The organism is Shouchella lonarensis (genome assembly GCF_900096965.1).
Classification (GTDB): domain Bacteria; phylum Bacillota; class Bacilli; order Bacillales; family Bacillaceae_D; genus Shouchella; species Shouchella lonarensis.
In genome coordinates, this window is sequence record NZ_FMYM01000002.1 from 250,820 (window position 1) to 275,344 (window position 24,525).

Below are 24,525 nucleotides of genomic sequence, written 5' to 3' on the forward strand. Positions count from 1 at the left end.
TTGTCATGGATTTAGTAGAAATAAAGCAAGAATTGACAGTAATTGAGAAGCGACTAACTGATTTTAGGGGGTCTCTTTGACGTCGAAGAAAAAGAAGAGCGCATTGCTGAGTTAGAGCAGAAAATGACTGAAGAAAATTTTTGGGATGACCAACAAGCAGCTCAGGTGGTTATTAATGAAGCGAATGCTTTAAAAGATCAGGTGCGAACGTTTGCCGAGATGGTGACCGCGTATGAAGATTTGGAGGTTAGCTTTGCACTGTTGCGCGAGGAGGAGGATTCTGAGCTTGCAGAAGAGCTATCAGCTGGATTGGGAACGTTAAAAGAGTCAATCAACCAGTTTGAGCTACAAATGTTATTGAATGGTCCTTACGATCGCAGCAATGCCATTTTGGAGTTGCATCCAGGAGCTGGAGGGACTGAATCACAAGACTGGGCTGCGATGTTACTTCGAATGTATACACGATGGGCCGAGAAAAATGGCTTTTCTGTCGCAACATTAGATTACCTACCTGGTGAAGAAGCTGGCGTAAAAAGTGTGACATTGTCGATCAAAGGGCTTCATGCATATGGCTATTTAAAAGCTGAAAAAGGGGTGCACCGACTCGTCCGCATTTCCCCGTTTGATTCATCGGGACGTAGACATACATCGTTTGTCTCATGTGAAGTGATGCCAGAGCTTGACGACGCAGTCGATGTTGAGATGAATACGGAAGACTTAAAAATTGATACGTATCGTGCCAGTGGTGCCGGTGGTCAACATATTAACACGACCGATTCAGCGGTGCGTATTACACACTTGCCAACCAATACAGTTGTGACGTGTCAAAGCGAGAGATCTCAAATTAAAAATCGGGAACATGCAATGAAAATGATGAAAGCAAAGTTACACCAACTACAAATTGAGGAACAAGAGCGAGAGCTTGCAGAAATCCGAGGGGAACAAAAAGATATTGGATGGGGCAGTCAAATTCGCTCCTATGTGTTTCATCCATATTCAATGGTGAAAGATCACCGCACAAATTATGAAATTGGGAATACGAATGCTGTCATGGACGGCGATATTCATGGCTTTATAGATGCATACTTAAGACAGGCACTATCGGGATGATTGATGGGGAGTGGACGTTGCTAGTTGCCTCTTGTACGTTAGAGGCAGCACGTCCATTTTTTTACGTTTCAACATGAAAATTTTAACATAAGAGTAAAAAGGAGAAAGATATCGTGCGAAATCGTCGATCAGCGCCGCCAAATGCGGTGACACAAGTCATTTTTGATTATAGCCGTGTGTTACTCGGTTCAGCCATTGTGGCGCTTGCGTTTAATTTATTTTTATTGCCGAACCAAATTGCACCAGGTGGTGTAAGTGGCATCGGTACAATTGCAAACTATGCCTTTGGGTTTGAACCAGCGTATACATTATGGGCGTTAAACATCCCTATTTTTATTTCGGGTTTACTTTTACTTGGTGGGTTTCGTTACGGGTTGAAAACGTTAGTTGGTACATTGTTTATTCCGCTCGTTGTATTGTTAACACGAGATTGGTCGGTTGCAGTAAGTGACCCGTTGCTCGGTGCGTTGTTTGGCGGTATTGGTGTGGGACTCGGTTTAGGCATCGTCTTTTTGGCAAATGCAAGTACAGGGGGTACAGATTTGATTGCACAAATTGTGCAGCGTTTCACCGGGTTATCCGTTGGCATGTGTGTCGGTTTAATTGATGGATTTGTCGTTGTTACCTCTGCATTTGTGTTTAGTATTGAACTTGCGCTGTATGCACTGATTGCACTTGTAGCAATTAGTAAGACGATTGACTTTGTACAGATGGGCATTGGTTACGCAAAAGTGGCTTATATCATTTCAAATGAGGAAGAACAGGTGCAGGCAGCACTTTATCGTTCGGTTGATCGCGGTGTAACGAAGCTTGTTGGCTATGGTGGTTATACAAACGAAGCCCGTGCAGTACTCATGTGTGTGGTGAACCAAAATGAAGTTGCTCGCTTGAAACAAACAGTGCGTCAAACAGATCCAAAGGCGTTTGTCGTGCTTTCTACTGCTTCTGAAGTGTTAGGTGAAGGATTTAAGAAGGGATAGGTGATTGACGTGTGGCGTGTCTATATCGCGCTATGTATGGTGGGTGTGCTCGTTGCTTGTGGGGGTAAAGAGGACGGTGTTGAAAAAGAAGATGTGTCGACAGGAAACACGTCCATTGAACAAAGTGAAGGTTATGCGTACTATGAGCAAGAAGGGTGTATTGCTTGTCATGGCGACGCATTGCAAGGCGCATCAGGACCGGCGTTGACATCACAATCTTTGTCGGTAGCTGAAATTGAACAGATTATTTCAAAGGGAAAAGGGTTTATGCCGCCGCAACAAGTAGATGCTGACATTTTAACGGTGCTGGCGACGTGGTTGAGTGAACAATAAGTTCGCTCTTTTTTTGCGTGTTTTCAGCACATCCGACAGCTTGAAACAAACCTTGAAAAGAACTGAAATAGAACTGTAATGTTATATGTAAGATTCTAATGGTATAATCAGCACGAAGCCTGTCGCAGAAGAGGGGTAATGAGGCGATCACGTCGTATGATGAAGTGACGCGTAATATGCCCCCGTGTGATAAACAAAATAAAACAATGTTATTGCAACAAACAAGAAAAAAAGGTTGTGTGATCATGATCAGGCTCGAAGATGTTTGGAAAGTATACCCTCATAATGTCAAAGCACTTAGTGGGGTAACAGTGGAAGTCACTAGAGGAGAATTTGTTTACATAGTCGGTCCCAGCGGTGCAGGAAAGTCAACGTTTATTCGCTTAATGTATAGAGAAGAACGTCCGACAAAAGGTGCTGTATTTATAGGGGATACCGATGTATCTACGTTACCTGACAAGCACATCCCACTTTTACGCCGCAAAATTGGTGTCGTCTTCCAAGACTTCAAGTTGTTACAACAGCTAACAGTCTTTGAAAATGTGGCGTTTGCGTTAGAAGTAATAGAGGAAACACCAGAAAACATAGAGAAACGTGTCACTGAAGTGTTAGGTCTTGTTAAATTGGAGCATAAAGCGAAATTTTTACCGAGCGAACTTTCTGGAGGGGAGCAACAACGGGTCGCCATCGCTCGCGCCGTGGCGAACAAACCAGAAGTGCTCATTGCGGATGAGCCAACAGGAAATTTAGACCCCGACACGGCATGGACAATTATGGATGTACTTGACAACATTCATCAGCTTGGTACAACAGTCATCATGGCGACACATAATAAAGAAATTGTGAACACAAGAAAAAGACGCGTCATTGCCATTGCAGATGGCCGTATTTTGCGGGACGAGGCAAGGGGGAATTACGCATATGAATATTAGAACGTTGAAGCGTCATATGCGCGAAGGTACAAAAAACCTTGTACGTAATGGCTGGATGACGTTTGCTTCTGTCAGTGCTGTGACAGTCATGCTCGTCATTGTTGGCTTTTTCCTTGTCATGTTTTTAAATGGCAATCACATTGCCCATACGGTTGAAAATAGTGTGGAAATCCGTGCTTTTTATCAGACAGGTACAGACGATGAGAAAGTGAAAGAAGTCATTGCCGAAGTAGAAGCGCTAGATGATGTAGAATCCGTCCGTTTTATTGATAAAGAAGAAGGACTGGAGAGATTTATTGCCTCTTCAGGAGAGAATGGTGAAGTATATAAAAGTTTCAAAGGCGAGAACCCTTTGCCACATGCACTTGAAGTGACTGCGACATCTCCACAGCTTACGGAAAAAGTAGCGCTTGAGATTCGGCAGAATGCACACATCAAAGAAGTGACGTATGGCAAAGCCTATATAGATTCTCTATTCAAGGTAACCAATTTTGCAAGAATTGCTGGGTTAGCCGTTGTCATTGGATTGTTATTTACAGCGATATTTTTAATTGCCAATACCATTAAGCTTACAATCTTGGCACGCTCAAAAGAGATTCAAATTATGAAACTAGTAGGAGCGACAAATGGATTCGTTCGTGGGCCATTTTTCGTGGAAGGTGCATTGCTTGGTGTAATAGGGAGCGTGATCCCGATCACATTGATGGGATTTGGCTATACATACGCTTATGCGCGTCTATCGCCACCAAGTGACGCACTGTACTCCTTACTGTCACCGGGACAGTTAATTGTGCAAATTTCCTTGTTGTTACTGGTTGTAGGATTGTTAGTAGGTATCTGGGGTAGCACGATGTCAGTACGGAAATTCTTGAAAATCTAAGTGGGATAACGAAGGGAGATCAAGATGATGAAAAAACGTATGATGAAAGCAGCAGTTGTATTAACGGTAGCCGGTAGTTTAATTTCAAGTGGGGTGCAACCAGCGGTAGCGAATAGCGGTGTGAATGCCCAAATCAGTGATCTAAAAGGCAAGCAACAAGAGGTGGAAACAAAAGTATCAGAGAAGCAGTCAGAGATTACAAAACTTGATGGTGAGTTAAAAGAAATTCAAGGAAAGATTGATTCTATCCGTAGTAAAGAAGCTGAGACGGAAAAGAAATTAGCTGAAGCAGAAGAGCAGTTAAAGAAATTAGAAGATGAAATTCTTGAGCTACAAGAAGAGATTAAAATTCTTGAAGAGCGGATTGAAGAGCGCAAAGCACTCATTGAGCAGCGTGCAGTAGAATCGTACCAATCTGGTGGCGATGCAAGTTATTTAGAAGTATTGCTAGGCTCACAGAACTTTGGTGATTTCGTTTCTAAAGCGACAACAATGACAACCATTGCAGAACATGACCGTGATATGCTTGATGAACACATTGCTGACGAGCAAAAATTACAAGAAATGAAGGCAGCTGTAGAAGAGAAGAAAGCGGCAGTGGAAGCCCAAAAGCAAGAACTAGAAGCATTGAAACAAGAATTGGTTTCCAAGCGTGAAGAAATGGACAAGCTACGTGGCGATCTCGACCAAAAGAAGCAACAATTAGAAAATGAACTTGGCGAGATTATATCAGAAGAAGAGATCTTGAAAAACCAAGAGGCAGCATTGCAAGCAGAGTTAAATAAACAAGAAGAGGCTGCGTCTAATGGTGGAAGTGGTCAGTCTTCGGCGAACCGTAGTAATGGTAAAAGCAAATCATCTTCAAACGCTGTATCTAGCAGCTCTTCTTCGAGCAGCGGAGGGAACAGTGGTGGCTCGTCAGCACCAGCAGCGTCTTCAGCTGGATTTATTCATCCAGCACCTGGTGTAGGAGTTTACTCTGGCTTTGGGATGAGAAATGGTCGTCCGCATAATGGCGTTGATTTTTCAAGTCGTGGACATATCCCAATTATTGCTTCACAAAGTGGCACGGTGTCCAATTCTGGTTATCGACATGACTATGGAAACTGGATTACGATTACGCATAACGTCAATGGGAAACAAATGACCACATTGTATGCCCATCTCAAAGAGAGATATGTGGCTGCTGGAGAAAGTGTCAGCCAAGGACAAACAATTGGTTTGATGGGTAGCACAGGTGATTCCACGGGGCAGCATTTGCACTTTGAAATTCATGAAGGGCCGTTTAGATTTGGGGCGAGTGCTGTGAATCCGATGAAATATTTATAAAGAACATTAGTTAAAAAGCGCCCCTAGGGGCGCTTTTTAACTAATGTTGGACACAACCCGCATAACCAACTAAAATGAAAAGAAGGAATCATTGAGATGTGCAAACGGGAGTGATGAAGATTGAAATTAAGAAGAATTTTGCTAGGTATAGCTGCAGCTGTGCTCATGATAGGTATAGGCACGTTCTTTTTCTCGCAAAACTTTGCGAAACAAGAAAAGAATGATCAAGAAGTTAGTGGGAAGTTGGCGAAGGCCCTCGACACCATTGAACAACATTACGTCGATGATGTCTCGCGTGATCAACTTATTGAGGGAGCCATTGAAGGAATGGTTTCCACATTAGAAGACCCTTTTTCTGATTACATGGACAGCGAGACGTCTAAACAGTTCCGCCAATCATTAGAATCCTCTTTTGAAGGAATAGGTGCTGAAATCGGTTTAATAGACGGGGGCGTAACGATTACGAGCCCGCTTCGTGACTCACCTGCGGAAAAAGCAGGATTACGAGCGAATGATCGGATTGTTGAAATTGATGGTGAGTCAATTGAAGGTTGGTCTGTGCACGAGGCGGTATCGAAAATCCGCGGAGAAGGTGGTACATCGGTGACGTTGACGATTCAGCGGAGTGGTACGAGTGACCCTTTTCAAGTTGAGATTACCCGCGATACAATAAAAATCGAGTCTGTACGTGTACAATCATTTGAACGGGATGGGAAAACAATTGCCCGCCTACAGATTACGTCTTTTTCTGAGAATGTCGCGTCACAGTTCGCTGAAGCATTAAGTGAACTAGAGGAAAAAGGATTAGATGGACTCATTATTGATGTCCGCGGCAATCCGGGTGGTTATTTACATGAGACAGAGAAAATCGGCAATTTATTGATCCCGGGTGGCGAACCCATTGTGCAAGTGGAAGAAAAGTCGGGCAACGTGGATGTGAAAACATCGACATTAAAAGAGACAAAGCCTTACCCGATTGTCGGTTTAATTGATGAAAGTAGTGCGTCTGCTTCGGAAATTTTGGCGGCAGCGTTAAAAGAATCCGGTGGTTATGAACTCGTTGGTAACACAACGTTCGGAAAAGGAACGGTGCAAGCACCTATAGAAATGAATGATGGTAGCATGTTAAAAATTACGACATCCCGTTGGCTGACAGCTGGTGGCAATGTCATTGATCATGAAGGTGTGGAACCTACGATTGCCCAAGACCATCCCGATTATTTTTATGCAGCAGCGTTGTCTATTGAAGAACCACTAACGTATGATACGGTTTCAGAACAAACTGCGCATGCACAAAAGATTTTAACTGCACTCGGTTTTGAGACGGGGCGTACGGATGGGTATTTTGACAAAAAGACGGTGAAGGCAATGGAAGCTTTTCAACAAGCACATGACTTGACTGTCAATGGAGAGCTGAATAAAGACGTTGCGAGTCGATTGCAAGAAGAAATTTTGACGCACATTCGTGATGATAAAAATGACGTGCAGTTAAACAAAGCAATCGAAGTAGCTGTGAGCAAATTAAAAAGTGACAACTGATTTCAAGTTTCGTTTTGCTCTATTTGTCAACATATGAAGGATTATTGTAGGCTGGTGGCGAAAAGATGTAATGAGTAAAGACAAATCATCTTAGAAATAAAGGTGGGTGTCGCGTGACAATCGCTACGCTCACTGCTAGAAAGTAGGGATGAACATGATACACACAATTCTTTCGATGCTCTCCACCTTTTTCGTTCACCCTTTGTTTTATGTAGGCATATTCTGTTTAGCAATGATTGGGGCAACACGAGTGGCGAAAGAACGGGCATCTTTTCATACACGTGTATATGGAAAGCGTGCTGAGTTTATTCTGACCGTTCTTCCAAGTTTGTTGGCTGGTTTTGCAATCTCAATCTTGACCATTTCTCTCGGGATCACAATGTCGTTACCCTTATTACTCGGTTTGACGATTGTCCCGATATTGTTTTTTTGCGGACGTGCATTGCAATTACAAACGCCTGCATACACGATGTCCCTTGTGCTTTGTTGCTTTGTCGTGCTCTCATTCTTTTCAGTTCCAAATATGTTCACTACCCAACTGAAAGAAGCAGCATGGCTGCCAAGTTTGTTTCTTTTACAAGCATTGTTGTTATTTGCCCAAAGGATGTTGATTCGACATAATGGTGCGACACTTTCTTCACCGCAATTAAGCTATAGTAAACGAGGGCGGTTGATTGGTTCTCATCAAATGAAACGACTGTGGTTGTTGCCAGTTGTTGTTTTCATTCCAGAAGGTTTGCTTCCAGGCTTTGCAATGACATTTGGTGATGTATCCGTGCAGCCAATACTCGTTCCTTTCTTATTAGGTTTCCAAAAAAATACCCATGCATTTTTGCCCACAGTTGCGGCGCGCCGTGAAGCGGTCCCATATTTTATAAGTGCTTGTCTATCGTTGTTAATGGCTATGGGATTGTACATGTATGCTTCACCGTGGTTGGCACTTATCGGCGCGCTATCAATAGGCATCATTCATGCCAGTTCCTCTTACTACGTTTATCGAAAAGAACAGCAACAACCGCCACTATTTACAGAAGAGGAAAAAAGCGTTCGGATTGTTGGTATCTTACCGGGGAGTCCAGCCGCAAAGATGGGGCTTGCGATTGGCGAAGAAATTGTGAATGTCAATGGATGTGTTGTTTTTGACGAGCGGACGTTGTATGGCGCGTTACAAAAAAATCCAGTGTTTTGTAAGTTGAAAATCCGTGATAGAGCGGGAGAGTTACGGCTTGTGCAAGGTGCACTTTATGATGGAGAGCACCATCAAATGGGTGTCTTACTTGTGCGCCGAGACGAGAAGCGGATCGATTCTGTGATTTAATGGGTTGTGATATGTAATGAAAAACAGCTATCTCATGACGAGGTAGCTGCTTTTCACTGTGTGATGTGAGGTGTTTACGGTATGATTTTGCAAAAGATTGTGCTATAATGAAGAGCGAACGTTTGTTTAGAACAAATTTTCGTCTCGTTGAGCGAGACCGATGATATTGTAAGAGATGGATAGACAGGGGAGGTTTTCAACGTGTTGGGAAAGACGTTTGAACTTGTTTCAGATTACACACCACAAGGCGATCAGCCAAAAGCAATTGAACAAATGGTTTCCTCAATTCATGCTGGAAACCGACACCAGACGCTGCTTGGAGCAACAGGGACAGGTAAGACGTTTACAATGTCAAATGTCATTGCAGCTGTGAATAAGCCGACTTTAATCATGGCCCATAACAAAACGTTAGCAGGGCAACTTTATAGTGAATTCAAACAGTTTTTTCCGCACAATGCGGTTGAGTATTTTGTAAGTTATTATGACTATTATCAACCAGAGGCATATGTTCCTTCCTCGGATACATTTATTGAAAAAGATGCAAGCATCAATGATGAAATTGATAAGCTGCGCCACTCAGCGACAAGTGCATTATTAGAGCGGCGTGATGTCATTATCATTGCGAGTGTGTCATGTATTTATGGTTTAGGTTCTCCAGAAGACTATCGAGATTTAGTATTATCCGTCCGTGTTGGAATGGAGATTGACCGTAACACTTTATTAAGGAAATTAGTTGACATTCAATATGATCGCAATGACTTAAATTTTCTACGTGGAACGTTTCGCGTACGTGGCGATGTCGTTGAAATCTTTCCGGCTTCTCGGGACGAGCAATGCATCAGGGTTGAATTTTTTGGCGATGAAGTGGAGCGGATTACAGAAGTCGATGCGCTCACAGGTGAAATAAAAGGAGAACGAAAACATGTATCCATTTTCCCAGCTTCTCACTTTGTAACGCGCGAAGAAAAAATGAAAAAAGCGATGGCAAATATTGAGCAAGAGTTAGAGGCGCGTTTACATGTATTGCGTGAAGCGGGAAAGCTATTAGAAGCTCAACGGATCGAGCAACGAACGCGTCATGACTTAGAGATGATGGCGGAAATGGGTTTTTGTTCGGGTATTGAAAATTATTCGCGTCATTTGACATTACGTGAGGCAGGTGCGACACCTTATACATTGCTCGACTATTTCCCGAAAGACTTCTTACTCATTGTTGACGAGTCCCATGTAACGTTGCCGCAAGTCCGCGGGATGTTTAATGGTGACCAAGCGCGGAAAAATGTGCTCGTTGAGCATGGTTTTCGCTTGCCGTCTGCGCTTGATAATCGTCCGCTTCGATTTGAAGAGTTTGAGGAGAAAGTCAATCAAGCAGCGTATGTGTCAGCCACACCAGGTCCGTATGAATTAGACAAAACGCCAGAGATGATTGAACAAATCATTCGACCAACAGGTTTGCTTGATCCAACCATAGATGTGCGACCGACGAAAGGTCAGTTAGATGACTTATTAGGTGAGATCCATGAACGCATTGAAAAGAATGAGCGTGTGCTCGTTACGACGCTCACGAAGAAAATGGCAGAAGAGTTAACGGATTATTTGAAAGAACTTGGTATTAAAGTGAGGTATTTGCATTCGGAAATAAAAACGTTAGAACGGCTTGATATCATTCGTCAATTGCGACTCGGTACGTTCGATGTGCTTGTCGGGATTAATTTGCTCAGAGAAGGACTTGATATGCCTGAGGTGTCGCTCGTGACGATATTAGATGCAGATAAGGAAGGTTTCTTACGTTCAGAACGGTCGTTGATTCAAATTATTGGTAGAGCCGCCAGGAATGCACATGGGCATGTCATTATGTATGCAGATAAACAGACAGACTCAATGGAGGTCGCTATCCGTGAAACAGAACGGCGACGTGAGAAACAAGCGGCGTTTAATGAGGCACATGGGTTAACGCCAAAAACGATTCAAAAACGTGTACCAGATGTCATTCAAGCGACATATGTAGCAGAAGATGCACCGGAATATCGTGAGAAGAAAAAAATGACGACAAAAGAACGGCAAACGACTATTGCCCAGCTTGAAAAAGAAATGAAGCAAGCAGCAAAAGAATTGCAATTTGAGCGGGCAGCACAATTGCGTGACTTGTTGCTAGAACTAAAGGTGGAGGGTTGATACGGTGGCACAAGAAAGAATATATGTGAAAGGCGCACGCTCTAATAATTTAAAAAATATTGATGTTGTGATTCCAAGAGATAAGCTTGTCGTCTTGACTGGATTATCTGGTTCTGGAAAGTCTTCGCTTGCGTTTGACACCATTTATGCTGAAGGACAGCGGCGGTATGTGGAATCATTGTCGGCATATGCACGCCAGTTTTTAGGACAGATGGATAAGCCAGATGTGGACGCAATTGAAGGGTTATCTCCAGCTATTTCTATTGACCAAAAGACAACGAGTCGCAATCCACGTTCAACGGTCGGCACGGTAACAGAAATTCATGATTATTTACGTTTGCTTTATGCGAGAGTTGGTCGTCCAGTTTGTCCTCGTCATGGGCAGGAAATTAAGGCGCAAACGGTGCAGCAAATGGTCGATCGCATTGAAGCGTTTCCTGAGCGGACGAAGCTACAAATTCTTGCACCGATTGTCACAGGCCGAAAAGGCACGCACGTGAAAACGTTAGAGCAGTTGAAGAAGGATGGCTACGTCAGGGTACGTATTGATGGTGACATGCATCAGTTAGATGAGGAAATCGTGCTGGAAAAAAATAAAAAGCATACAATTGAAGTTGTGATTGACCGAATTGTCGTCAAAGAAGGTGTGCAACCTCGTTTGGCAGATTCCTTGGAAACCGCGCTTTCTTTAGCGGAAGGACGGGTGTTGGTTGATATTATTGACGGTGAAGAATTATTGTTTAGTCAACACCATGCGTGCCCGGAGTGCGGTTTTTCGATTCCAGAGCTTGCGCCGCGGATGTTTTCTTTTAATAGTCCATACGGGGCGTGCACGTCTTGCGATGGATTAGGTATGAAAATGGAAGTAGACCGCGACTTGGTTGTACTCGATCCTACGAGGTCATTACGTGAACATGCACTACTACCGTGGGAACCAGTGAGTTCGACTTACTACCCACAATTATTACAAGCGGTCTGTGAGCACTTCGACATTGATATGGACGTACCATTTGCATCTCTTTCAACGTCGCAACAAAACATTTTGTTAGAAGGGGCTGGCACTGAGAAAATCCCTTTTCACTATGAAAATGAAATTGGTCATGTACGTAAACATGCGATCGTATTTGAAGGGGTGCTCGCAAATGTAGCCCGGCGTTTCCGCGAGACAAGCTCTGATTATGTTCGTGACCAAATGGCGTCCTATATGACAGAAAAATCTTGTCCAGCTTGTAAAGGATACCGACTAAAGAAAGAGTCACTGTCTGTTTTTGTAGGAGGCAAACATATTGGTGAAGTGAGTGAGCTGTCGTGCACAGAAGCGGCTGCGTTTATGGCGCAACTCCAATTGACCGAAAAAGAGAGGGCGATTGCCCGATTGGTTGTTAAAGAGATTGAAGATCGGCTCGGTTTTTTAATCAATGTTGGTCTCAATTATTTGTCACTTGCTCGCGCAGCCGGAACGTTATCAGGTGGTGAGGCGCAGCGGATTCGTTTAGCGACGCAAATTGGTTCTTCACTTATGGGTGTATTATATATTTTAGATGAACCATCCATTGGTTTGCATCAACGCGACAATGACCGTCTCATCGAAACATTGAAGCATATGCGTGATTTAGGTAACACATTGATTGTTGTTGAACATGACGAAGACACGATGCTTGCTGCAGACTATATTATTGATATCGGTCCCGGAGCAGGTATACATGGTGGGGTTGTGACAGCAGAAGGGACACCGGAAGAATTAATGACAAATCCCGATTCGTTAACAGGAAACTATTTGTCTGGGGAAAAATTTATTCCTGTTCCAACGACGCGGCGCCCAGTGACAGAACGGTCATTCACAGTGAAACGAGCGGAGGCACATAACTTGAAGAAAGTCGATGTGACGTTCCCGCTTGGATTGTTTGTTGCGGTGACAGGTGTTTCTGGTTCTGGTAAAAGTACACTTGTCAATGAAATTGTCCATAAAGCATTGGCGCAAAAATTACACCGAGCAAAAGAAAAACCAGGAAAGCACGCTGAGATCGTTGGAATGGAAGAGATTGACAAGATTATTGACATTGACCAGTCACCAATCGGTCGAACGCCGCGTTCGAACCCAGCTACGTATACAAGCGTATTTGATGATATTCGCCATGTGTTTGCGATGACGAATGAAGCAAAGGTAAGGGGATACCAAAAAGGACGTTTTAGCTTCAATGTCAAAGGTGGTCGCTGTGAAGCTTGTCGTGGTGATGGCATCATTAAAATTGAGATGCACTTTTTACCAGATGTGTATGTACCATGCGAAGTGTGCCATGGCAAACGGTACAATCGGGAAACATTGGAAGTGAAATATAAAGGGAAAACAATTGCTGATGTGTTAGAGATGACTGTAGAAGAAGGTGTCAACTTCTTCAGTAGCATCCCGAAAATTAAACGGAAAATCGAGACGTTACTTGATGTTGGTTTAGGTTACATTCGCTTAGGTCAGCCGGCCACAACGTTATCTGGTGGTGAAGCGCAACGAGTGAAGTTGGCATCACAGTTGCACAAACGAGCAACAGGACGGACGTTATATATTTTAGATGAACCGACGACAGGATTGCATGTGGATGATATTGATCGTTTGTTAAAAGTGTTACAGCGTATTGTTGATAATGGCGATACAGTCCTTGTCATTGAGCATAATTTGGATGTCATTAAAACGGTTGACTATGTGATTGATCTTGGTCCAGAAGGAGGTGACGGTGGCGGTATGCTTGTTGCTTCCGGCACACCTGAGGTAGTGGCAGAGGTCGAAGCTTCATATACAGGGAAATATTTAAAGCCAGTGCTCGAACGTGATCAAGCACGCACCGTTTCTGCCAGTCATATTTCTACTGAGTAAAAAAATCATCAAAAGATGAAACATGAGGGCAAGTATTTTCGTATACATTGGTAGAGGCTAGCATCGAGGCGACTGCTTTCGTTTCGTACTGCATACTTCTAAAATATCGATGATAGAAGAAGTGGGAGGAGATCGACATGGAAGAGCGGATGATGATTTTAAAGATGATTGAGGACGGAAAGATTACGGCGGAGGAAGGCACGCGATTGCTTGAAGCCATTGGACAGGATCAAACGGCTGATTCACAAAAAGGTGAGTCGGGAAAGGTGACGCCCGTAAAAGAGCGGTCAAAAATTTTTAGTGACAACTCAGACGAAACCCCTTTATCAAAAATAGGAAACTTTTTTGAAGCCGCAATCCAAAAAGTACGTGATGGTGACCTCGATTTTAATTTTGGTCATGTTGTAGCGTTTGACCATACATTTTTGCATGATGAAATAACACCGGCGTCTTTATCTGTGGCGTTAGAAAACGGTTCTGTGCAAGTCGAAACTTCTGACGACCCAGGCATACGACTCGATTGTGAAGTCAAAGCTTATCGTGTAAAAGATGAAGAAGAAGCGCGCGAACTCTTTTTAAGAGAATCGATCTTTTCCGTATCGGAAGAAGCATTCACATTTAAAACGAAATCTAAATCATTTAAAGTACGGGCCGTGTTACACGTCCCTAAAAACAAGTATCAAGATGTTTCTTTTTACACTTTTAATGGGACGTTACAAGCAGCATCACTTCATGCTAACACATTCCAGGCGAAGACAACGAATGGTGCGATTAAACTGTCACAGTTAACGGCTGAGAAAGCATCAATGGAAACAATGAACGGTAGTGTGACGAGTGAAGCAAGCGAGGTAAAATTACTTGAAGCGAAAACGTTAAATGGTTCAGTAAAAGTGACAGGTTTGATAGAAGATGCGGATATCGAAACGGGTAACGGAACGATTGACTACACCGTAGCAAAAGCTGCTGAACTTGGGTATGTCGACTTGAAAACTGCGACGGGCAGTGTGAAATTGCGTGTGGCGCCTGAAGTACGATTTGAAGCGAAACTTAAATCAAATGTTGGCTCGATCCATAATCGTTTGGCAAATAGCGAAGTGATGGAAGAACGCAAAGAACTTGCACAACGATTTATGCATATTGTATCGAATGCAAGTGAGGAAAAACGCGTCCGTGTCCGGGCAACTGCGAATACGGGTTCCATTACTGTGGAAGATGAGTGAAAGAGCATAGCGTGTGCGGAAGTCGGAAAATATATTTCCCGACTTCCACATACGTAAGTGAAAGATAGGAGAGGTTGAATATGGGAAAAAGGTTGACACGTTCACGAGATAGCCGCATGATTGCGGGGGTTTGTGGCGGACTGGCGAATTATTTTCGACTGGACCCGACGCTTGTCCGCTTAGGTATGGTGGCGCTTGTACTCTTTTCAGTCGGATCGCTTGTTTTGTTTTATTTGATTGCCGCCTTGATCATTCCAAAGGAAGACTATGAAGAATGGTAAAACTGCTCATACGTTTCTGTTTAAATGTGCTCATTTTGTTTTTGTTGGGACAGTTTCTTGAAGGTTTTTATTTAGCGAATATCGGTGCGGCGGTGTTGGCGAGTATTGTTTTAACGGTATTGAATTGGACAGTGAGGCCGGTCTTAGCTTTTTTTGCTTGGCCAGTGACATTGCTTACACTCGGTTTGTTCTCCTTTGTTATTAGTGCGGTGACATTGTTGCTTGCTGCTTTTCTAATGGGAGACTTGTTTATCATTTCAAGCTTTTGGGTCGCGCTCTTATGTGCAGTCATTTTAGCGATTGTACAGGCGTTAGTTATTCGACCGTTAACAAAAAAATAAATGTTTTAAGCCAGAGATCGGTCTATCGTGCCGATTTCTGGCATTTTTGTGTGGACAAGTTTTTTACGTGTTTCGTTGTGAATCGTGCTACAATAAGTGTAAGCGAATGGATATTGTGGCAGAGGGAAGTCTTGTAAGAACGGTTGTATTTGTAGAAAGGGTGGCAAGTGGATGTCGAAAGTAACGGCCAATGATTTAATTGAACGGTTTGAATGGGAACTACTCGCTGGAGAGGAAGGCATTTATCGTCCAATTACAACGAGTGATATTTCTCGCCCGGGTATTGAAATGGCGGGTTTCTTTACATATTATCCAGCAAAGCGCCTGCAGTTAATTGGACGCACAGAGTGGTCTTTTTTTCAATCGTTGTCAGACCAAGAAAAAAAAGCACGGATGACGAAGCTATGTACATATGACACACCAGGCATTATTTTGTCGCGTGGTTTAGAGGCACCGAAACAGTTACTTGAAGCGGCAGAAAAGCGTGGGGTGCCGGTACTTCGGTCTCAATCAACGACAACACAATTAAGTAGTCGGCTGACGAATTTTTTAGAAAGTGCGCTTGCGCCGGTGACGGCTGTGCACGGTGTGCTTGTTGATATTTATGGGATTGGTGTCCTCATTACGGGTGGGAGTGGCGTCGGAAAAAGTGAAACGGCGCTTGACCTTGTGAGACGGGGGCACCGGCTTGTTGCAGACGATTCTGTTGAAATTCGCCAACATAATGAAGATACGCTCGTTGGTTCCCCACCACCGCTGTTGCAACACTTACTTGAAATTCGTGGGCTCGGCATTATCAATGTTATGACATTATTCGGAGCCGGTGCGGTTCGCTTACATAAACGCATTAGTTTATGTATTGATTTAGAAATATGGGAGCAAGGAAAAGCGTATGACCGATTGGGCTTAGAAGAAGAGAAAAAGAAAATTTTTGACACAGAAATTACGAAAATGACAGTGCCAGTACGTCCAGGGCGAAACTTAGCAGTCATTATCGAGGTGGCTGCGATGAATTTCCGTTTGAAGCGGCTTGGTTTTAATGCAGCACAAGATTTTTCTGAACGATTGTCACAAGTCATTGAAAAAGGAGATGAGGATCATGATAGAGGAACAAATTGAACCACTTGACCGGGTGTTTATCCAACTTGGTCCTGTCGCGATTTATTGGTATGCCGTGCTCATTATGCTTGGTGTCATTGTTGGGTATTGGATGGCGAAAAGAGAGTCAGTAAAGCGGGGGCTTCCAAAAGATACCTTTGCGGATTTACTTGTTTGGGCATTACCAATTTCAATTATTTCCGCACGTGCGTATTACGTTATTTTCCGCTGGGAACAGTTTGCTGACAATCCAGTGAGTGTGTTTTACTTGCGAGAAGGCGGGATTGCGATCCATGGGGCAATCATTGGTGCGGTGTTGACGACGATGATATTTGCTAAAAAACGGGGACTGCCATTCTGGAAAATTCTTGATGTCGCGGCGCCAAGTTTATTGATCGGACAAGCAATTGGACGTTGGGGCAATTTTATGAACCAAGAAGTGTACGGGGGACCGGTTGCACGATCATTTTTAGAAGGGTTATGGTTACCGGATTGGTTAATCAACCAAATGTATATTCACGGCACATACTATCATCCGACATTTTTATATGAGTCGTTATGGAACTTGGTCGGTGTGGCATTTATTTTATGGTTACGTCGCGTGAATTTACGGCAAGGTGAGCTATTCTTCACGTATGTCATTTGGTATTCAATCGGCCGCTTTTTTATCGAGGGCATACGGGAGGATTACCTCTTAATCGGAGAAACGTTGAAAACTGCACAGTTGATGTCTGTGGTGCTTATTATTTGTGCACTTGTGCTATGGATTTACCGTCGTGTACGCGTGGTGCCACCACGTTACCAGGAAAATGATTGATAAATAGAGAGGATGTATAGTTGTGACGATGGATACATTGTTATTTGATCTAGACGGCACATTGATTGACACGAACGAGTTGATCATTCAGTCGTTTTTGCATACATTAGAGTCGGAATACCCGGGTGTGTATACGCGAGAATCGGTACTTTCGTTCATTGGTCCGCCGTTGTATGAGACGTTTTTAACTATTGATCGTGAAAAAGCGGATGCGTTGGTTGCGCGTTACCGCGCCCATAATCACGCATTGCATGACGAACTTGTCGGTGATTATCCTGGAGTATATGAAGGGTTAAAGAATCTCCACGAACAAGGTTATAAAATGGCGATTGTTACAACAAAGATACGGAAAACAGCGTTGATGGGGCTCGAGTTAAAAGGCATGTTACCGTTTTTTGATGTTGTTGTCGGCTTAGACGATGTGACGCATGCGAAGCCACACCCAGAACCTATCGAATTAGCGCTGGAAAAACTTGGTGCGAGCAAAGAGCGAGCGATCATGGTGGGCGATAATTCACATGACATCGAAGCTGGTCACCGGGCTGGGGTGAAAACGGCAGCTGTCGGTTGGGCAATAAAGGGCGAGGCGTATTTGCGTTCGTTTGAACCGACGTATGTGTTAAAAACAATGGACGATTTACTAGAGATCGTCGGAGCAAACCGTGAGTAGAAAAACAACGCGCTATCCGGTCGAGAAGACAAACAGTCTTTGGCAGCTTTATCGGACGGTGTCTTTTTGGAAAGTGGCGAAAGTGTTTATGGTGACCCAACTTGCAAGGTTTACGCCTTCTTTTCGTTTAAAAAATTGGCTATATCGGACGTTTTTACGAATGGAAATTGGTGAAACGACAGCGATTGCGTTGATGGTCATGATGGATGTGATGTTTCCTGAGCGAATTAAAATTGGTCGCAATACAATTATTGGTTACAATACGACGATTTTGGCGCATGAGTATTTGATTTCCGAATACAGGCTCGGTGATGTGATCATCGGCGATGAGGTCATGATTGGCGCGAATTGTACCATCTTACCGGGTGTGACGATTGGAGATGGGGCGATTGTTGCAGCGGGCACAGTTGTTCATAAAGATGTAGCAGCAAACACGTTTGTGGCAGGGAATCCAATGCAAGTGGTGAAGGACGCGCGAGAATAACAGGAGGGACAAGACGATCATGCGTCTTGTCCCTTTTTTCAATGCTAAAATGAAATGGTCACATCAATACTGTCACCGATAGATGTCATATTTTCGTCTTTTGGATCTTCTACGAGGATACGGATGGACGTAACTTCGCTTGGATTAGATGACTTGAGCAAATAGCGCAGTGAGCCATCTTTTTTCACAGCGCCGATAAATTCCGCGTCAATGTGGTCGCTAGCAAGCATATCAGTTTCTAATTGTTCGCCGGTATCGGTTGTAATCTTTGCTTGACTAATGAAAAATTGGATCGTTTCTTCAGAGGTATTTTCTGTTTCAACGTCAATTTGGATCACACCGGTCGGTTCAAAATCATACATGTCTGCCATTTCTTCAGGCCATTCCAAAACTTCACTGACAGTCACTTGCGAGAAGTTCAGTTTTACCGGTCCAGTTTCAATCGCATCTGTTGTATCATTACGTGCAAGCAGGCGAATGGTGCCGTCCTCATTTGTATCACCGACTTGTTGTTCCCATTTGTCAGCGGTTTCTTTCGCTGCATCTTTACTTTCGGATTTTTCCTCTTGCTTGTTTTCTTCTGGCTCTGCGTCGGTTGGTTTGTCTCCACCACAAGCTGCAAGTGAAAGTGTACTTGCAATGCTTATTGAGAGTAGAGTGAGTGCATGTTTTTTCATTGCCGCAAACCTCCTTAAACAAGTTGTTTAAATTATAACTGAAAGCAGGTGGAAAAGAAAGGGTTTTCGTAAGATTGTATAACACCTATTGCCCGATTCAATCTGTTATATTACAATAAGAAAGAGTGCGATGAGAGTTTTGTAGTCTTTGTAGTGATAAGATGAAGGGAGAGAGGAAGAAATGGCAGCTTATCAACAAGTAGGTCATTTACAGATTGATCCAGCGTTGTACGAATTTTTAGAGCGAGAAGTATTACCGGAATCGGGTGTGGAACCTGTTCATTTTTGGACGGAATTATCGGCAATCATTGCGGACTTCACCCCACTAAACGAAAATTTGTTAGTAGAAAGAGATGCAATGCAAAGAAAAATTGATGACTGGCACGAGCAACATGAGGTGACGGAAAAGGAAGATTACAAGCGATATTTACAAAAAATTGGCTATTTGGAGCCGGCAGTTGCCCCTTTTCAAATCGGGACGAAAAATGTAGACGAAGAGATTGCCATGCTTGCGGGACCGCAGTTGGTCGTGCCCATTGACAATGCCCGCTTTGCCATCAATGCTGCGAATGCGCGTTGGGGCAGTTTATACGATGCGCTATATGGCACGGACGTCATTGCGGAGGAAGAAGGCACAGCCCGGACAGGTGTTTACAATGTAAAACGTGGGGAAAAGGTCATCGCATATGCGAAGAAGTTTTTAGACGATACGTTCCCTTTATGTGAGCGTTCGCACACCGATGTCGTCTCTTACGAAATTTCCGACCAATCATTGGTGATGACTCTCGCAGATGGAAAGAAAACGACATTAAAAGATTCGTTGCAATGGCGTGGCTTCCAAGGAGATTCTGCTTCTCCAACGGCGCTGTTATTGCAACACAACGGTCTACATGTAGAAATACAAATAGATCGCACGGCGAACATTGGCAAAAATGACCGAGCAGGGGTGCAAGATGTATATATGGAGTCGGCATTAACGGCAATCATGGATTGTGAGGACTCGGTCGCAGCCGTTGATACAGCGGATAAAGTCGGTGTATACCGCAACTGGCTTGGTTTAATGAAAGGGACGCTTGAAGCAACATTTACAAAGAATGGGAAAGAAGTGACGAGAACATTAAATGAAGACCGCACGTATAAAGGTGTTGATGGGAAAACGCTGACGCTTTCAGGTCGATCGCTCATGCTCATTCGTCACGTCGGACATTTAATGAAGACAGACGCAGTGCTAGACGGGGACGGGCAACCGATTCCTGAAGGGATATTAGACGCAGTCGTCACTAGCTTAATCGCTAAACATGATGTGAGGTCTCGTTACAATTCTAAAAAAGGTTCTATGTATGTCGTGAAACCGAAAATGCATGGCTCAAAAGAAGTGGCGTTTACGAACACGCTGTTTAATCGAGTAGAAGATATGCTTGACTTGCCCCGGTATACGCTAAAAGTTGGCGTGATGGATGAAGAACGCCGCACGACATTGAATTTACAAGCGTGTATTAGGGAAGTGAAAGACCGGATCGTCTTTATTAATACAGGCTTCCTTGACCGTACAGGTGATGAGATTCATACCTCACTTGTTGCAGGGCCAATGCGACGCAAGCAAGAAATGAAGCAGGCGCCATGGTTATTACAATACGAACAGGCGAATGTACAAGCCGGCTTACAAACTGGTTTCCAAGGAAAAGCGCAAATTGGAAAAGGGATGTGGGCGATGCCTGATTTAATGGCAGAAATGATTGTGCAAAAAGGCGCACAACTACGAGCTGGCGCATCCACGGCGTGGGTGCCATCACCGACAGCAGCAACGTTACATGTGCTCCATTATCATGAGATTGACGTGCGTGATGTACAGCAGAAGATGATTGCTGCTGGTGTTGATGCAGCCAATGATCAATTGCTAGAGATACCAATCGTTACTACACCGGCATGGACAGATGAGGAGATTCAAGCAGAGATTGATAACAACGTCCAAAGTATCCTCGGTTATGTCGTGCGTTGGATTGATCAAGGAATTGGCTGTTCCAAAGTGCCCGATTTGCATCAAGTCGCATTAATGGAAGACCGCGCGACGCTGCGCATTTCAAGCCAACATTTAGCGAATTGGTTGTATCACCGTATTTGCACGCGCGAGCAAGTTATGGCTTCGTTAAAGAAAATGGCTGTAGTTGTTGATAAACAAAACGAAGGAGATCCCGTGTATGAGCCAATGAGCGCCGATTTCGGGCAGTCGATTGCTTTTCAAGCAGCGTGCGATTTAATCTTTAAAGGACGCGCGCAACCGAATGGTTATACGGAGCCGATTTTGCATGAACGGCGCCGGCAAGCGAAAGCGAGGCAGTTTGTGAAGGCAAAGTAGGAAGTGACGTGCTCTTAATAGAGTGTTTAAGCAATCCCAAGATTATAGCTGAAATCGTCCAATGATAAATTCAAAGAACCCGGTCGGGAAATTCCCCACCGGGTCTTGTTGTATGTCACTCACACCTTCGTAAACTGCTCCGTCTCTGTCGAACCGCTCATCGCTGTTGTCGAAGACTTTCCACCGGACACTACATCTACAACTTTATCAAAGTAACCAGTACCGACTTCGCGCTGGTGGCGTGTCGCTGTATAACCATTCACTTCATTATCAAACTCTGCTTGTTGTAACTCTGAGTAGGCGCCCATGCCGCGTTTGCCGTAACCGCGTGCGAGTTCAAACATGCTGTGGTTGAGGGCGTGGAAGCCAGCGAGTGTCACAAACTGGAATTTATATCCCATCGCACCGAGCTTTTCTTGGAATGTTTCGATCTCAGCATCACTTAATTTTGCTTTCCAGTTGAATGAAGGCGAGCAGTTATAAGCAAGCAGCTTGCCCGGGAATTTCGCATGGATTGCATCAGCAAATGCTTGTGCTTCTTCCAAGTTCGGTTCAGATGTTTCACACCAAATAAGGTCCGCGTATGGGGCGTAAGCAAGGCCGCGGGCAATCGCTTGGTCAAGCCCAGCATTTGTCCGGAAAAACCCTTCTTCCGTACGTTCGCCGCTTGCGATAAACGGATGATCAGCTGGATCAACATCGCTTGTGAGAAGATCAGCAGCGTTTGCATCGGTCCGGGCGATTAAGATCGTCGGAACACCTAAGACGTCTGCGGCTAAGCGGGCAGAAATTAAGTTTTGCACCGCGGTGCGCGTTGGAATTAATACTTTTCCGCCTAAGTGACCACATTTTTTCTCAGAAGCAAGCTGGTCTTCAAAGTGCACGCCAGCTGCTCCAGCTTCAATCATGCCTTTCATCAACTCAAAGACATTTAACTTCCCACCGAACCCAGCTTCTGCGTCAGCGACAATCGGTGCAAACCAATGATGGTCGGTATTTCCCTCGGCATGTTCGATTTGATCGGCGCGCTGTAACGCTTGATTAATGCGTTTGACGACGTGCGGGACGCTGTTGGCTGGATACAAACTTTGGTCAGGGTACATGTTGCCGGATAAATTGGCATCGGCGGCAACTTGCCAACCACTTAAATAAATCGCTTTCAACCCAGCCTTGACTTGTTGGACCGCTTGGTTACCAGTCAATGCACCGAGCGCACGGACAAATGGATCTTCATGCATTAACTTCCATAAACGGTCTGCACCTAATTGTGCTAATGTGTACTCGATTTTAACGGAGCCGCGTAGTGCGAGCACATCTTTTGCTGAGTACGGGCGCTCAATGCCTTTCCAACGGGCATCATTTGCCCAAAATGCTTCTAAAGTTGTGGCTGCTACTGCGTTTGTCATTCATCATCTCTCCCTTGAGCATCTGTTATAATACAAAATTATATTTCTAACTCTATACTATTACAGTATAAATGAATGGTCAATCATTTTTTTATTCATGTTGTATAAAGACGAATAATGATGGTTATCCACAAAACAATGTTCGTTTTTTATTGACCACGTAGGAAACAATTGTTATACTGAAAAAAATGAAGAAAATTGTGTTTCATGGTCGTATAATCGCAGGGATAAGGCCTGCAAGTTTCTACCGAGCTACCGTAAATGGCTTGACTACGACATGATGATGGTTCGTCATGTCTGCCTCAAGTGTTTATTGCTTGAGGTTTATTTCATTTTGGGAGGCAGAGATGGTGCGTTTTTTTAAATTAGAAGAGAATGGTACAAGTGTACGGAGAGAGGTTCTGGCCGGTTTCACAACATTTCTCGCGATGGCCTATATTTTATTCGTTAATCCAGAAATTTTAGGAGCGGCCGGAATGGACGTGGGTGCTGTATTTGTTGCGACTGCACTTGCAGCTTGCGTCGGATCGCTTATTATGGGGTTACTCGCTAATTATCCGATCGCGCTTGCGCCAGGAATGGGTTTGAATGCATTCTTTGCTTATACAGCGGTGATTGGTATGGGCTTGTCGTGGCAAGCGGCCTTGTTTGCGGTGTTTGTTTCAGGTGTTATTTTCGTAGCTATTACATTGTTTAAAATCCGGGAAAAAATTATTGATGCGATTCCAGAGGAGCTAAAGTATGCCGCTGGAGCGGGGATTGGTTTATTTATTGCGTTTATTGGTTTTAAAAATGCAGGTGTCATTGTCAGCAATGAAAGTACATTTGTCGCTTTAGGGAATTTAAGTGAGCCAGGGGCACTATTGTCATTGTTTGGGATTGTCGTGACGATCATCTTGGTTGTCCGTGGTGTTCGTGGTGCTGTCTTTTATGGGTTGGCGCTCACCGCGGTCGTCGGTGTTGTGACAGGCTTTACCTCGTTTGCTGGTGTTATTGCAACACCGCCAAGTTTAGCACCGACATTTTTGGCTGCATTTGCCGTCGATTGGCAGGCCGAGGTGTTCACACTACAGATGGTCGGGATTGTCTTAACGTTATTGTTTGTTGTCTTCTTTGATACGGCCGGAACATTGTTTGCTGTTGCGACGCAAGCCGGGTTTGTAAAAAATAATCGCTTGCCGCGCGCCGGTCGGGCCTTGTTTGCTGACGCGAGTGCGACAACGATTGGTTCATTGTTTGGTACGTCGACGACAACGGCGTACGTTGAATCGTCATCGGGTGTTGCTGTTGGGGGACGTACCGGTTTGACAGCGATTGTCGCGGGTTTATTGTTTTTGGTCGCGTTGTTTTTTTCACCGTTGTTAAGTGTCATCACCGCTGAAGTCACTGCACCTGCTTTAATTATCGTTGGTGTGATGATGGCGACATCACTACGGTTTATTGACTGGGGGAAGATGGAAGTTGCCATTCCGGTTTTCTTTACAGTTGTGACAATGCCACTCACATATAGCATTGCTACGGGGATTGCCTTAGGCTTTGTGTTATATCCCTTAACGATGGTTGTGAAAGGACGCGGGCGTGAATTACATCCGCTCATGTATGCATTATTTGTTGTGTTTATTGTGTATTTAGGTTTCTTACATCATTAATGGCATCAAGCCTGTTTTAGGTAATATCAACATCAAGAGTGCCGTTGAGGTTAGAATAGTA

The 24,525-nt window shown here is 44.1% G+C and carries 21 protein-coding genes and 1 riboswitch; of the genes, 19 read left to right on the forward strand and 2 right to left on the reverse strand.

Annotation, left to right across the window (positions count from 1 at the left end; genetic code table 11):
• Nucleotides 1-5: 5 nt before the first annotated feature.
• The 17 genes from prfB (at nucleotide 6) to BLT29_RS02960 (ending at nucleotide 18,376) form a co-directional block, all read left to right on the forward strand.
• Nucleotides 6-1,110, forward strand: a protein-coding gene (gene prfB / locus BLT29_RS02880; RefSeq protein ID WP_141769832.1) for a peptide chain release factor 2 whose coding sequence is annotated in 2 segments (ribosomal slippage) — nucleotides 6-77 and nucleotides 79-1,110 — 1,104 coding nt in all. Because the reading frame shifts where the segments join, the coding sequence is not laid out codon by codon here.
• Between the two features lie 113 nt (nucleotides 1,111-1,223).
• Nucleotides 1,224-2,090, forward strand: coding sequence for a YitT family protein (locus BLT29_RS02885; RefSeq protein WP_090774811.1), 867 nt, complete (start codon nucleotides 1,224-1,226; stop codon nucleotides 2,088-2,090).
• Nucleotides 2,091-2,423, forward strand: coding sequence for a c-type cytochrome (locus BLT29_RS02890; RefSeq protein WP_245701016.1), 333 nt, complete (start codon nucleotides 2,091-2,093; stop codon nucleotides 2,421-2,423).
• A gap of 245 nt (nucleotides 2,424-2,668) precedes the next feature.
• Nucleotides 2,669-3,355 carry a cell division ATP-binding protein FtsE gene (ftsE, locus tag BLT29_RS02895; RefSeq protein ID WP_090774872.1) on the forward strand — a complete coding sequence of 229 codons (687 nt, stop codon included), beginning with the start codon at nucleotides 2,669-2,671 and terminating at the stop codon, nucleotides 3,353-3,355.
• Nucleotides 3,345-4,235 (forward strand): permease-like cell division protein FtsX, encoded by an 891-nt coding sequence (gene ftsX / locus BLT29_RS02900; protein ID WP_090774812.1) that lies wholly within the window; start codon nucleotides 3,345-3,347, stop codon nucleotides 4,233-4,235. Before ftsE ends, ftsX begins: the two co-directional genes overlap by 11 nt.
• Nucleotides 4,236-4,262: 27 nt before the next feature.
• Nucleotides 4,263-5,564, forward strand: coding sequence for a murein hydrolase activator EnvC family protein (locus tag BLT29_RS02905; protein ID WP_176763770.1), 1,302 nt, complete (start codon nucleotides 4,263-4,265; stop codon nucleotides 5,562-5,564).
• Between the two features lie 120 nt (nucleotides 5,565-5,684).
• Complete coding sequence (locus tag BLT29_RS02910) at nucleotides 5,685-7,103, forward strand: S41 family peptidase (RefSeq protein ID WP_090774814.1); 1,419 nt, start codon at nucleotides 5,685-5,687, stop codon at nucleotides 7,101-7,103.
• A 154-nt stretch (nucleotides 7,104-7,257) separates the two neighbouring features.
• On the forward strand, nucleotides 7,258-8,421 hold the full coding sequence (locus BLT29_RS02915) for a PDZ domain-containing protein (RefSeq protein ID WP_141769833.1): 1,164 nt from the start codon (nucleotides 7,258-7,260) through the stop codon (nucleotides 8,419-8,421).
• A gap of 204 nt (nucleotides 8,422-8,625) precedes the next feature.
• Nucleotides 8,626-10,596, forward strand: coding sequence for an excinuclease ABC subunit UvrB (uvrB, locus tag BLT29_RS02920; protein ID WP_090774873.1), 1,971 nt, complete (start codon nucleotides 8,626-8,628; stop codon nucleotides 10,594-10,596).
• A 4-nt stretch (nucleotides 10,597-10,600) separates the two neighbouring features.
• Nucleotides 10,601-13,465: an excinuclease ABC subunit UvrA gene (gene uvrA / locus BLT29_RS02925; protein ID WP_090774816.1), complete on the forward strand. Its 2,865-nt coding sequence runs from the start codon at nucleotides 10,601-10,603 to the stop codon at nucleotides 13,463-13,465.
• Nucleotides 13,466-13,602: 137 nt separating this feature from the next.
• A complete protein-coding gene (locus BLT29_RS02930; RefSeq protein ID WP_090774817.1) occupies nucleotides 13,603-14,685 on the forward strand; it encodes a DUF4097 family beta strand repeat-containing protein in 1,083 nt (360 codons plus the stop codon).
• 80 nt (nucleotides 14,686-14,765) lie between these two features.
• Nucleotides 14,766-14,966, forward strand: a complete 201-nt coding sequence (locus tag BLT29_RS02935; protein WP_090774818.1) for a PspC domain-containing protein — start codon at nucleotides 14,766-14,768, stop codon at nucleotides 14,964-14,966.
• Nucleotides 14,960-15,307, forward strand: coding sequence for a phage holin family protein (locus tag BLT29_RS02940; protein WP_090774819.1), 348 nt, complete (start codon nucleotides 14,960-14,962; stop codon nucleotides 15,305-15,307). Before BLT29_RS02935 ends, BLT29_RS02940 begins: the two co-directional genes overlap by 7 nt.
• A gap of 171 nt (nucleotides 15,308-15,478) precedes the next feature.
• Nucleotides 15,479-16,426, forward strand: coding sequence for an HPr(Ser) kinase/phosphatase (gene hprK / locus BLT29_RS02945; protein WP_090774820.1), 948 nt, complete (start codon nucleotides 15,479-15,481; stop codon nucleotides 16,424-16,426).
• Nucleotides 16,407-17,222 carry a prolipoprotein diacylglyceryl transferase gene (lgt, locus tag BLT29_RS02950; protein ID WP_090774821.1) on the forward strand — a complete coding sequence of 272 codons (816 nt, stop codon included), beginning with the start codon at nucleotides 16,407-16,409 and terminating at the stop codon, nucleotides 17,220-17,222. The genes hprK and lgt overlap by 20 nt, the downstream gene beginning before the upstream one ends.
• Before the next feature lie 22 nt (nucleotides 17,223-17,244).
• Nucleotides 17,245-17,892, forward strand: a complete 648-nt coding sequence (gene ppaX, locus BLT29_RS02955; protein WP_090774822.1) for a pyrophosphatase PpaX — start codon at nucleotides 17,245-17,247, stop codon at nucleotides 17,890-17,892.
• A complete protein-coding gene (locus BLT29_RS02960) occupies nucleotides 17,885-18,376 on the forward strand; it encodes an acyltransferase (protein ID WP_090774823.1) in 492 nt (163 codons plus the stop codon). Before ppaX ends, BLT29_RS02960 begins: the two co-directional genes overlap by 8 nt.
• 44 nt (nucleotides 18,377-18,420) lie before the next feature.
• Here BLT29_RS02960 and BLT29_RS02965 read toward each other — a convergent pair whose 3' ends face one another.
• Nucleotides 18,421-19,053 carry a hypothetical protein gene (locus tag BLT29_RS02965; protein WP_090774824.1) on the reverse strand — a complete coding sequence of 211 codons (633 nt, stop codon included), beginning with the start codon at nucleotides 19,051-19,053 and terminating at the stop codon, nucleotides 18,421-18,423.
• A 181-nt stretch (nucleotides 19,054-19,234) separates the two neighbouring features.
• On the opposite strand from BLT29_RS02965, the gene BLT29_RS02970 reads away from it, so the two are divergent.
• Nucleotides 19,235-21,409 carry a malate synthase G gene (locus BLT29_RS02970; protein WP_090774825.1) on the forward strand — a complete coding sequence of 725 codons (2,175 nt, stop codon included), beginning with the start codon at nucleotides 19,235-19,237 and terminating at the stop codon, nucleotides 21,407-21,409.
• A 119-nt stretch (nucleotides 21,410-21,528) separates the two neighbouring features.
• On the opposite strand, the gene aceA is transcribed toward BLT29_RS02970, so the two are convergent.
• A complete protein-coding gene (gene aceA, locus BLT29_RS02975) occupies nucleotides 21,529-22,815 on the reverse strand; it encodes an isocitrate lyase (protein ID WP_090774826.1) in 1,287 nt (428 codons plus the stop codon).
• A gap of 191 nt (nucleotides 22,816-23,006) precedes the next feature.
• Nucleotides 23,007-23,108: riboswitch (purine riboswitch) on the forward strand.
• Nucleotides 23,109-23,162: 54 nt separating this feature from the next.
• Between aceA and BLT29_RS02980 the strand changes: the two genes are divergently transcribed.
• The gene (locus tag BLT29_RS02980; protein WP_090774827.1) at nucleotides 23,163-24,464 is read left to right on the forward strand and encodes an NCS2 family permease; all 1,302 of its coding nucleotides are present in this window, start codon (nucleotides 23,163-23,165) and stop codon (nucleotides 24,462-24,464) included.
• Nucleotides 24,465-24,525 lie beyond the last annotated feature (61 nt).